General features: G+C 56.7%; 11 protein-coding genes. 9 read left to right on the plus strand and 2 right to left on the minus strand.

What is annotated here, in order from left to right:
• Nucleotides 1–81: 81 nt before the first annotated feature.
• The 6 genes from ACR0L4_RS03820 to ACR0L4_RS03845 are packed head-to-tail and all read left to right on the plus strand — an operon-like array spanning nt 82 to nt 6,199.
• Nucleotides 82–1,059, plus strand: coding sequence for an AAA family ATPase (locus ACR0L4_RS03820; RefSeq protein ID WP_480510700.1), 978 nt, complete (start codon nt 82–84; stop codon nt 1,057–1,059).
• Nucleotides 1,060–1,079: 20 nt separating this feature from the next.
• Nucleotides 1,080–2,027: a DUF58 domain-containing protein gene (locus ACR0L4_RS03825; protein ID WP_480510702.1), complete on the plus strand. Its 948-nt coding sequence runs from the start codon at nt 1,080–1,082 to the stop codon at nt 2,025–2,027.
• Complete coding sequence (locus ACR0L4_RS03830; RefSeq protein WP_480510704.1) at nt 2,024–2,497, plus strand: DUF4381 domain-containing protein; 474 nt, start codon at nt 2,024–2,026, stop codon at nt 2,495–2,497. The genes ACR0L4_RS03825 and ACR0L4_RS03830 overlap by 4 nt, the downstream gene beginning before the upstream one ends.
• Nucleotides 2,497–3,477, plus strand: coding sequence for a VWA domain-containing protein (locus ACR0L4_RS03835; RefSeq protein WP_480510706.1), 981 nt, complete (start codon nt 2,497–2,499; stop codon nt 3,475–3,477). Before ACR0L4_RS03830 ends, ACR0L4_RS03835 begins: the two co-directional genes overlap by 1 nt.
• Nucleotides 3,474–4,976, plus strand: coding sequence for a VWA domain-containing protein (locus ACR0L4_RS03840; RefSeq protein ID WP_480510708.1), 1,503 nt, complete (start codon nt 3,474–3,476; stop codon nt 4,974–4,976). Before ACR0L4_RS03835 ends, ACR0L4_RS03840 begins: the two co-directional genes overlap by 4 nt.
• Nucleotides 4,973–6,199: a hypothetical protein gene (locus tag ACR0L4_RS03845; RefSeq protein WP_480510710.1), complete on the plus strand. Its 1,227-nt coding sequence runs from the start codon at nt 4,973–4,975 to the stop codon at nt 6,197–6,199. Before ACR0L4_RS03840 ends, ACR0L4_RS03845 begins: the two co-directional genes overlap by 4 nt.
• 3 nt (nt 6,200–6,202) lie before the next feature.
• Here ACR0L4_RS03845 and ACR0L4_RS03850 read toward each other — a convergent pair whose 3' ends face one another.
• On the minus strand, nt 6,203–6,883 hold the full coding sequence (locus tag ACR0L4_RS03850) for a Crp/Fnr family transcriptional regulator (protein WP_170748963.1): 681 nt from the start codon (nt 6,881–6,883) through the stop codon (nt 6,203–6,205).
• Between the two features lie 200 nt (nt 6,884–7,083).
• Between ACR0L4_RS03850 and ACR0L4_RS03855 the strand changes: the two genes are divergently transcribed.
• From ACR0L4_RS03855 to cls, 3 genes are all read left to right on the plus strand, one after another.
• Nucleotides 7,084–8,694: an arylsulfatase gene (locus tag ACR0L4_RS03855; RefSeq protein ID WP_480510712.1), complete on the plus strand. Its 1,611-nt coding sequence runs from the start codon at nt 7,084–7,086 to the stop codon at nt 8,692–8,694.
• A gap of 72 nt (nt 8,695–8,766) precedes the next feature.
• Nucleotides 8,767–9,741: an HAD family hydrolase gene (locus ACR0L4_RS03860; protein WP_480510714.1), complete on the plus strand. Its 975-nt coding sequence runs from the start codon at nt 8,767–8,769 to the stop codon at nt 9,739–9,741.
• 24 nt (nt 9,742–9,765) lie between these two features.
• Nucleotides 9,766–11,178, plus strand: a complete 1,413-nt coding sequence (gene cls / locus ACR0L4_RS03865; RefSeq protein ID WP_480510716.1) for a cardiolipin synthase — start codon at nt 9,766–9,768, stop codon at nt 11,176–11,178.
• Here the strand turns inward: cls and ACR0L4_RS03870 are convergent.
• Entirely contained in the window at nt 11,175–11,609 is a 435-nt protein-coding gene (locus ACR0L4_RS03870; protein ID WP_170748967.1) for a potassium channel family protein, read from the minus strand. The genes cls and ACR0L4_RS03870 overlap by 4 nt on opposite strands.
• Nucleotides 11,610–11,622 lie beyond the last annotated feature (13 nt).

An 11,622-nucleotide genomic window follows, 5' to 3' on the forward strand; every position in this document is an offset into this window, starting at 1 on the left:
ATTACTTGAAAATCCCGAGATCTGGCCTTTGAAGATACCACCAGGACGGGCCTCAGCATCGGGTTGAAGCGGGACATTTTGATGAGCGCACTTACCCAGATCATGGATCTCAGATCCCGAATGGCCCAATCGATCATTGGTCAGACCGAAGTCATCGATCGGCTGCTGATTGGGCTCTTGGCCAATGGCAACCTTTTGATCGAAGGTCTGCCCGGTCTGGCCAAGACACGTGCGGTCAAGGCTATGGCCAAAAACATGGATGCACGGTTTAGTCGCATTCAGTTCACACCGGACCTGTTGCCCTCGGACGTGACCGGAACCGAGATTTTCCAGCAAACTGGCAAGGGTGGCGACTTCAAGTTCGCCCCCGGGCCCATCTTTGCCAATATCGTCCTTGCGGACGAGATCAACCGGGCCCCCGCCAAGGTTCAGGCCGCATTGCTGGAGGCGATGGAGGAACGGCAGGTGACCGTGTCCGGCACAACGCACAAGATGGACCCTCTGTTCATCGTGATGGCAACCCAAAACCCCATCGAACAAGAGGGCACCTACCCCCTGCCCGAAGCACAGATGGACCGCTTTTTGATGCATGTTCAGATCACATATCCCCCGGTCGAAGACGAGGTCGAGGTCATCCGACTGGTCCGGGGTGAAGACAACGCCGCAGGCAAGGGCGTGTCAGAAGATACCCCAGCGGCGATCCCCCAACAGGCTGTCTTTGAAGCTCGGTCCGAGATTGGACAGATCCATGTCTCTGACGCGATGGATCGCTATATGGCAGATCTGGTGCAGGCGACCCGCACGCCGCAAGCCTTCAGTCCCGAACTTGCCGACTGGATTGAAATCGGCGCAAGCCCGCGCGCGTCGCTGGCGTTGGACAAATGCGGACGAGCCCATGCGTGGATGAATGAACGCGACTATGTCGATCCTGCCGATATCCGCGCGATTGCGCATGATGTCCTTCGCCATCGCTTAACCCTCAGTTTCGAAGCCCAGGGATCAGACATATCCGCAGATGATGTAATCGCAGAGCTTTTGCGCCTCGTTGCATTGCCCTAGTGCCAAAGGAAGTCGACTGCATGACCCAGACTGCGCCCTATCCGAACGACTTGCGCATCCGTGTCGACGCCAATCATCTTCTGCGTTTGGGTCTGCGCTCAAAGGCGCTCAGCCTGTTGCCGCGCCAGCCTGCGCGGTCGATCCTGAACGGCCGTCACGCTGCGCGTCTGCGTGGGCGCGGCCTGAACTTTGAGGAATTACGCGGCTACTTGCCGGGGGACGACATCCGGACCATCGACTGGAAAGTCACCGCACGCACCGGAGAACCCCATGTCAGGGTCTATACGGAAGAGCGGGATCGCCCTGCCCTGGTGCTGGTCGATCAACGCGTTTCGATGTTCTTTGGCAGCGAAGTTTACATGAAATCGGTCATCGCCGCCGAGGCCGCAGCCATTGCAGCCCATCGGGTTCTTGGCCAGGGCGACCGCATCGGTGGCCTTGTGTTCAGCGACACAGCCGTTGCCGAACACAGACCACAACGACGCGCCGCCGCTCTGACACGGTTTTTATCCTCTATCGGCGCTGCCAATTCAGCCTTGAATGCCGCCTTAAACCCAAAGCCAACCGTGTCTTTGAACGACATGCTGACTGAAGCCGCGCGCATCTGCCAAACTGGCGGTTTGATCTGCCTGTTTTCCGATTGCGACGGGCTGGATGAAAAATCGGAATCCGTGCTGCGCCGTCTTGCTGTTTCCAATGATCTGATCGTTTTCAATATCTCCGATCCAACCGCAAGCGCTTTGGCGCCCAACCTGAAACTGACCGTCTCGGACGGTGCCGAGCAGATTGAAATCGACAGTTCCGACCCGGAGTTGTCGGTGAAAATCCGCAAGTCGATGGAAAACAGGTTGGCGCACCTGCATAGGTGGTCGCGGCGGTATGGATTTCCGGTCGTTCCGTTGACGACCTCGGAACCTGCTCTGGATCAGTTGCTTCGCCTGTTTGGTCATCGCGGAGGTCAAAGATGAGCGTCGACACCGCCGGGAAATCTTTGGTTGATCTGTTGAACATGCTCGAACAGGCACCTGAGCCTGCCCCCATCTCAATGGTTCCTCAGACCTGGGGGTGGCTGGTATTGGCTCTGGCTCTGCTGATGATGTGTGCCGTTGCCGTGACCGTAATCCTCAGGCACCGGCGCGCCAACGCTTACAGGCGGTACGCATTGGAACAGCTTGAAGTGTCCGGTGTCTCATCGGCAAGAGTATCTGAAATCCTGCGTCGCACTGCATTGGCCGCATATCCGCGTGAAAAGGTTGCCGGGATTCATGGTGATGAATGGATAAGGTTTCTGTCTCAAACGTCAGATAATGTTAAATTTAATTCAGAAACGACCCGAGCGATAACTGAAGCTCCTTATAAAGAGACCCCACAAAACCCTGCTTTGACGCAACTGGCTCAACGCTGGGTCAAATCCCACAAACCGTATAGGAAAACGTGATGTTTTCCTTTGCGGCCCCATGGGTATTTCTATTACTGCCGCTGCCATTACTGGTCTATTTTGTTGCGCCGCCCCGGCAGGAAATAACCGCGTCCATCCGCATTCCTTTTTTTCGCCGTGTCGCCCAAGCTGCGGGCGTAGAACCGCGATCCGGATCAGTGATCCAAAACCGTGCCTGGCTGCAAACAACAATCGTCGTGTTGATCTGGCTGCTTTTGGTACTGGCGCTGGCCCGTCCGGAACGGCTGGGCGACCCGATCGTGATAGAAAAGTCTGCCCGTGACGTTGTGCTTGCGTTGGATATCTCGGGCTCAATGGATCAGCGCGACTTTCTGTCCCGGACCGGCGCCCCGATGCAGAGGCTGGACGCCGTAAAAGATGTTCTGAAACAGTTCATTGCGGCGCGCGAAGGCGACAGGATGGCCCTGATCATCTTTGGTACGCGAGCCTTCATACAGGCGCCTTTTACAGAAGATCTGAAGAGTTTGAATGGGTTCCTTGATCAAACTCAGGTTGGCATGGCAGGTCCGAACACGGCGTTGGGCGACGCGATAGGATTAGGGATCAGAACCTTCGACTCCAGCCAGGTCGACCAACGCCTGATGATCGTCCTCAGCGACGGCGCGGATACATCCAGCCGCATGACGCCGGTGAATGCCTCGGCAATCGCCGCAGAAAAGAACGTGGTCATCTATTCGGTGGGTGTCGGCGACCCCAACGCCTCGGGCGAAGATCGCGTGGATTTGAAAGCCCTCCAAAACATCGCCGACGCAACCGGTGGAGCGTACTTTTTTGCCGATGATATGCAGGCCCTTGCCCAGACCTACGAACGTATAGATGCGTTGAATCCCCGAACGGTGGAAACACAGAGTTATCGTCCCAGACAAAGCCTTGCTCATGTTCCGCTGGTACTTGTCTTGATCGTCATTCTGGTCAGCACCGCCGGGTTTCATCTTTCCCGGCGTAAGGGGGTCGCATGACAGCTACGTTGGCAGATTTTCACTTTATTCGAGGTGGTTATCTACTGCTTCTCATACCGATTGCAGTGCTGTGGTGGATGATCAGGCCGAAACCTTCACGCCAAGCCAAGCCGCCGGAGGGGATTGCCCCGCATCTAGCAGCGGCCCTGCAACTGGGGACGGACGAGACCCGTCGCGTTCAACCTCATGATGTCGCAATGATCATCGCAGCGCTTGTCACGCTCGCAGCCTCAGGCCCCACATGGTCGCGCGCACCCAACCCCTTGATCGCGGATATTGCGCCATTGGTGATCGCGCTCAAAGTCACCGACAGCATGGAAGCCACCGATCTTGCGCCCTCTCGATTGGATCGAGCAAAATTCAAGATCGCCGACCTGATCACCGAACGCGCTGGCGCCCGGACCGCCCTGATCGCTTATGCCGGAACCGCCCATCGCGTGGCACCCCTGACGGAAGATGCCAGTATTCTTCGTCCTCTGCTTGAGGGTTTGACGCCCGCAGTGATGCCCACCGCAGGAGACGCCGCCGCTGACGCCCTTGCGTTGGCTCAATCCATATTGGCGGAAAACGATGCGCCGGGGGCTGTATTGTATGTTCTCGACGACCTCGACCCGTCTCAAGTTTCCCACCTAAACACCTCGGATATGGATATTTTCTTCTTGCCCGTTCTGCCTGCCGGCAACCGTATTTCCCAGTTGGAAAACGTTCAGGGCGCCTCGGTTGTCCCGTTTTCCGACGATGACCGGGATATCAATCGGCTGCTGCGGCAAATCCAGACGGCCTACACCGCGGCTCTGGATGACGATGATCGCTTGGACTGGCAAGACAAGGGGTGGATGCTGGCATGGCCTGCGGCTTTGCTGTCACTGTTGTGGTTCCGCCAAGGCTGGATGATCCGGTGGGCTTTTCTGGCGTTGTTCGTGTTTCCACCATCTGGTGCGCAAGCCGATGGATGGAAAGACTGGTTCCTGACCCCCGACCAACAGGGACAGATCGCGATGAACCAGAAGCGTTTTGGCGATGCCGCCAATGCGTTTGAGGAGCCGTATCACACCGGGTACGCCTATCTTCGAGATGGGCAATATGCCGAGGCGTCTTCGATCTTTGCCGAATTGAACACACCAGAAGCCGCATTTGCCGAAGGCATGGCCCGTCTACGAAACCGCGAGTATCGCCCTGCCATTTCAGCTTTTGAAACCGCTTTGGAGCGCCGACCGAACTGGCCGGAAGCCCAACACAACCTGGACATTTCCAAAGCCATTCTGGACTTTGTTGAAACAACCCGCGAACAGTCGGACACAGGCGAAGAAGCTGGTATCGGCGCGGATGACACGGTGTTTGACAATGATGCGGCGCGGGGAAACGAAACTACGGTTCAGGCCCCGCAGGACGGGCCAATGACGCTGTCAGCGGATCAGTGGATCAGCACGATCGATACCGATATGCAGGACTTTCTGCGCAACAGGTTCTTGCAGGAAAATCAGGATAGAACAGAATGAGATACCTCGTTTTCCTCATGCTTTTTCTTCCTCTTCCCCTGCGTGCTCAGGACAGTGAAACGACTGTACCGCAGATCACGGTCGAAGTCCCCGACACGCCCGCAATTGTGGGCCAACCAGCAATCGTTCGGATCAAGGTTCTGGTTCCGACTTTCATGCCGCAACCGCCGGAATTTCCTTCGCTCGAGCAACAAAACCTCTTGGTCCGTCTGCCCGAACGCGCGTCGGGCCCGATCAGCGGAACGGTGAACAGCGAAACGTGGTCGGGTGTGCAGCGCAGCTATCGCGTCTACCCCTTGACCGCGGGTCCCGTCGTATTCGACGCGCAGGTGGTTGGTGTGACATATGCCGATCCGCGGACCAATGACCCCATTCAGGTTTCGGTGGAGATTCCGCGCATGCAGATCAGGGCAGTGATACCTGAAGGTGCCCAAGGGCTGGATCCTCTCATCATCGCGACAGGGTTCACAATTGAACAAACGATCGAGGGTCCAACTGAAATGAATGCTGGCGATGCGATCACACGCAAACTGAGCGCACGCATCGCTGGCACAACACCGCTGTTGATCCCGACCTTGACCCAGCAAATCCAGACTCCGCTGTTGCGCGCCTATCCCAAAGAGCCGCGCTTTTCGGAAACCCAGGACCGCGGCGTGATGTCCGGGCAGCGCGCCGAAGAGACGGTGTACATCGCTCAAGATGGTGGCGAGATGCAGTTGCCAGCCGTTTCAATTGACTGGTTTAACCTTGAGACCAACCAGATCGAAACCGTCTCGGTGCCTGAAACAAAGCTCACACTTGCGCCGCCAAAATGGCATCCGAATACTGATTTCATTATAAAAACCGTTACTTGGGCTGCATTGTTCAGTGCAACGCTTTGGGCTCTGACACGCTTTCTGCGCCCGCGTTTTCGAAACTGGAAGGAAGCCCGACGCAACAGATATCTTGCATCCGAAACCTATGCCGCTGACGCCTTGAAGGCCGCGTTGAACGCGCGGGATTTGTCGGCCGCCTATGACTCCTTGGACCTTTGGAAGGCGCGCAGCGGTCATCCGGCAAGGACCTTGGCTGTTGAACACTGTCTGGCCCAAATTGGGGCTGCGCGGTATGCAGGAAAACGTCAGGACAATCGGGAAGACTGGAATTCGGCCATACAAAGCCTCAGCACTCTGAAAAACGCCGAACATCCCAAGCACGGCAGTTTGCCGCCGCTCAATCCCTAGACGTCAACTCTGACAGTTTGCGATCAATCTGCGCCGGTCAATCAGGCGCAGACGACCATAGCCCAATTCGACCAGACCAAGATCCGCCAGCCGGTGAAGGTTGCGATGCAGTGTGGGCTGAGAAACCGCGACCATGGCCGCAAGCTCGTCCTGAGACACAACGATCCAACCGTCAGATTTTGACGTGCCCTCGTCCAGATGCAGCAGACGCAGGACAAGACGCTTTTCAGACCCTGTAACCGCAAGGTTTGCCATGATGCGCAGGGCGGTTCTCATGTTTTCGCGTGTGAGGGCGTAGAAATCCCTGACATAGTCAGGGTTGTCCTGTACCAATCGCTCGACCCGCGAACTGGGAAAGAACAACGTACAGGTCTTTTGTGTGGCCATGACGCTGACCAGACGCTGCGCCTCGGCAAAAAGTGCAAGGTCGCCGATCCAGAACCCCCGACCATCCCGATGCACAACAAATTCCTGCCCGTCATCAGCAGGTGCCGTGATCTGAACCGCCCCATCCAGAACTGCGTGAATGCCGTTTGCCGTATCACCGTAATGATAGAGCGTTTCGCCCGCATCAAAGCTTCGGCGAACCGCACATGTCATGAGATCACTTTGAAACTTCGGATCGCGCGCGCCGAACCAGTCGGTTTGGCTCAGAATCCGTCTATCCTCGTCACTATCAAACATTTGAATCTTTCAAAATATTCATATGATAAGTTTTCGATGTGTTTCATCGCATAAGCTAGGGTCGTTCGATTCCCGATCTAATACAATTTTTTTTTGCACGGTAATCAACACCTTGCTCGCAGCTTCAGACCTTGGATCAGACGCTGCCATCAACAGTAAAACGTCCGGGGTGTTAAATCCCGATTGCTCAGGAGAACTCCATGTCACCTCCACGAAAACTTGCAGACAATTGGTTCGGCGCGGTGCGCAGGGTTGCAGTTGCGACCATGGCCGTCGCCCTTGCCCTACCCGCCTGGGCCCAGGATCAAAAGCCCAATATTCTGGTGATATGGGGGGACGACATCGGTCAATCGAACATTTCGGCCTATACGATGGGACTGATGGGGTATCAGACCCCCAATATCGACCGCGTGGCCAAGGAAGGTATGATCTTCACCGATTACTATGGGGAACAATCCTGCACGGCAGGCCGGTCATCTTACATCATGGGGCAATCCGTGTTCCGGACCGGCCTGTCGAAAGTTGGCCTTCCCGGGGCTGACCTTGGAATGCAGGTGGAAGATCCGACCATCCCCGGATTGTTGAAAGATCACGGGTATGTAACCGGTCAGTTCGGCAAGAACCATCTGGGCGACAAGGATGAACACTTGCCGACAAACCATGGATTTGACGAATTTTTTGGGAATCTCTACCATCTGAATGCCGAGGAAGAGCCCGAGAACGAGGACTATCCGGGTGACAGGATTCTGGCCGATGGCCGCACCTTCCGCGAGGCCTATGGCCCGCGCGGCGTCATCAAGTCGAAATCCGATGGCACCATCGAAGATACCGGCCCACTGACCCGCAAGCGCATGGAAACCGTGGATGACGAAACCGTCGCTGCGGCCATCGACTTTATCACGCGCGCGCATGAACAGGGCCAACCCTTCTATGTCTGGTGGAATGGCACCCGCATGCACTTCCGCACCCATGTCAAGGACGAGATGCGCGCAAAAGCAAACGAGATATCTGGCCGCGTCGCGGATGAATACACCGCGGGCATGATCGAACACGATATGCATGTCGGACAATTGCTGGATCTGCTGGATGAGCTTGGCATCGCTGACAACACGATCGTTCACTACTCCACCGATAACGGTCCGCACATGAACACGTGGCCTGATGCCGCGGCGACACCGTTCTGGGGTGAGAAGAACACCAACTGGGAAGGCGGATGGCGTGTGCCCTCGATGGTGCGCTGGCCGGGCCAGATCGAGGCCGGCTCGGTTACCAACGAGATCGTCCACCATATGGACTGGCTGCCCACCTATCTAGCCGTTGCAGGAGATCCGGACATCAAGGAAAAACTAAAGACCGGCTATAGCTCGTCCGGCATGGGCCGTGAGTATAAAGTCCATCTTGATGGCTACAACATCCTGCCGCTGTTAACCGGTGAATCCACGGAAAGCCCACGGAAAGAGATTTTCTATTTCTCGGATGATGGCGACCTGACTGCGTTGCGGTTCGAAGACTGGAAACTGATCTTCCTTGAGCAAAAAGCATGGGCCACCTTGCGCGCATGGATCGAGCCATGGACCGAACTGCGCATTCCGTTGATCGTCAACCTGCGCCGCGACCCCTATGAACGGGCCTATCGGACCTCCAACACCTATTACGACTGGCTGTTGGACCGGGCGTACTTCCTTGTGCCCGCCCAGCAATATGTGGGCTCGTTTCTTGGCACGTTCGAGGAATTCCCACCGCGCCAGAAAGCGGCCAGCTTCAACCTTGATCAGGTCATGGAGAAGCTGACAACGCCGACCAACAACTAAGTCCGGCGCACCAGCCCATCGGGCCGCCCATCCTTGGGCGGTCCTTTCCATTTAGCAGCGATCGAGAGTTTCATGCGACATGTCGTGCTAGGCACCCTGCTTGCCTTCGCTCCGTTCACCCTTTTGGCTGATCCCCTGCCCAGTTGGAATGACAGCGGGTCAAAGGAAGCTATCCTCAACTTTGTGGGTGCCGTCACCGACCCCCAAGGGCCGGACTATGTCACCCCGGCCGAGCGTATTGCAGTATTCGACAATGACGGAACGCTTTGGGCCGAACAGCCAGTCTATTTCCAGTTCATCTTTGCCATGGATCGGCTTGCTGACATGGCCGCGAAAGACCCAGGCATCCTCACGACCCCGACCCTGAAAGCGGCAGCCCAGGGCGACCTGAACGCAGTGTTGGAAGGCGGGCACGACGCTTTGATTGAGGTGGTCAACGCCTCGCACTCTGGCGGCAGCGTCCAAGATTTTCAGGCTGCAGTGGCCGACTGGCTGGGTACTGCACAGCACCCAGAGACAGGTTTGCCCTATGACCGGATGACCTATCAGCCCATGGTCGAGTTGCTGCGATACCTGCGCGATGAAGGATTCAAAACCTATATCGTGTCCGGAGGTGGCATACACTTTATGCGCGTATTTGCCGACCAGGCCTATGGCATTCCGCCTGAACAGATCCTGGGCACCTATGGCAACACCCGATTTTCGGATGTGGATGGTGTCCCGACAATTATCAAAGAGCCGGGCATTGCCTTTATCGACGACAAGGAAGGCAAGCCGATCAACATCGAGCGGACACTCGGAAAGCGGCCCATCCTGGCCGGTGGAAACTCGGACGGCGATTTCGCCATGTTGCAATGGACAACGGCTGGCGAAGGTCCGCGTCTGGGCGTCCTGATTCATCATACGGATGCCGACCGCGAATGGGCCTATGATCGCGAAAGCCCGATTGGCAAGCTGGTCGAAGGGCTGGACAAAGGCCCGGATATGGGCTGGGTCATTGTTGATATGGCGCAGGACTGGTCGCGCATCTACACTGGGGTGAACTGAACCGCTCCGGAGCCCGTTAACCCCATGTGGACATTGCTTGTTTCCGCCGTCGTCTTTTGTCTCTATGTGACGGCAGGCGTGTTCTCGCTGCGCGCGGCTCAGACCGCGCGCACCCCGCAAGGGGCCGTTGGATGGGTGGTGTTTCTGATCTCGGCCCCGTTTTTTGCCGTGCCGATGTATCTGTTTCTCGGCCACCACCGCTTTCGCGGCTACCGCATTGCGCGCCAAGAAAGTGAGCGCGTGGTCGAGGGCATCAAGACCTTTGCCGATTTTTCAAAACCCGACCCGGCCAAGATGACGCTTAACCCCCGCCCGTTCGAGGTTCTGGCCCACCTGCCCGTTTCGCGTGGCAACGGGATCGAATTGCTGATCGATGGGCAGGCCACATTCGACGCGATTTTCGAGGCGATTGAGTCCGCCCAGAACTACATTCTGATCCAGTTTTACATCGTCCGGGACGATGCATTGGGACAGGAATTGCAGCAAAAACTGATCGCCGCCGCCCGGCGCGGTGTCCACGTTCGGTTCATGACTGATGCGGTGGGCAGCTATGGGCTGCCGACCTCATATCTGGAGACCATGCGCGAGGCCGGGGTCGATGTGGCGGACCCAAGAGACCAACGAGGTCCCAACTTTCGGTTTCAACTGAACTACAGAAATCATCGCAAGACGGTGATCATCGATGGGGAAACCGGATTTATCGGCGGTCACAACGTGGGTGTCGAATATCTGGGACAAAGCGCCCGTTTCGGCCATTGGCGTGACACGCATCTGAAAATGACCGGCCATATCGTGCGCCAGCTTCAACTCATATTCTGTGAAGACTGGCACTGGGCCCGTGACGAGGACCTGATCGATCATCTGGATTGGGCAGGCAGCGAATCCGAGCAGGACATGAATGCATTGCTGGTTGCGACAGGGCCCGGTGACGACACCGAAACCGGCGCCATGATGTTCTTCGCGGCCATTGCCGAGGCAAAAGAGCGGCTATGGATCGCGTCGCCGTATTTCATACCCGATATCGACATCATGACCGCCCTGCAACACGCCGCCATGCGCGGGGTCGATGTGCGTATTCTGCTGCCGGAAGTGATCGACCACCGGCTGCCCTGGCTGGCGGCATTTGCCTATTTCGACGAAATCCGAGACTGCGGCGTCCGCGTGTTCCGCTATACTGACGGGTTCATGCATCAAAAGGCCATTGTCGTTGACGACGCGCTGGCCGCTGTCGGAACAACCAATCTGGACAACCGCTCGTTCCGCCTGAATTTCGAAGCGATGGCGCTGTTTTTCGACCCTAAGGCCACCAGCGCGGTCAGCGAGATGCTTCAGGCCGATTTCGAAAAATGCTACGAGCTGACACGGACATTGTCCCAGCAACCGGCCCACATCCGATATGGAGCCCCAATTGCGCGGCTATTCGCGCCCATCCTCTAACTGAATATCCTTTCCTGAAAAACACGCGTCATCAGCGCAACCATATAGGCGGTCGACAGGCCAAAGGACAAAAGGCCCGCCACGGATGCGAAAGACCCGAAGATACGCAACCCCTCACCCAGAACGATGTCTCCGTACCCGAGCGTCGTAAACGTCACCAACGAGAAATAGATGGCACTGTTCCAGTCGGGCAGTACCTCGAGCAGCACCCAGACAATCGCCCAAATCCAGACCTGGATCGTGTGGATCGCCACAATGAACCCAAGTGCAACAGCTATCGGGAAGGCCGTGGCCAGAAACAGACCCTTCGTCTCAAGCTTTGGTTCCAGTTTCATGACCACCATGGTGCACCAGGTCAAAAGCAGGATCTCGACCAGAAAGGACAGACCCAGAAAGGTGCTTCCCCAGAATATCTGATGTGGCAACGTCATGATTTTACGTCCT

The sequence above is a fragment of the Ruegeria sp. AB5 genome (assembly GCF_056542645.1).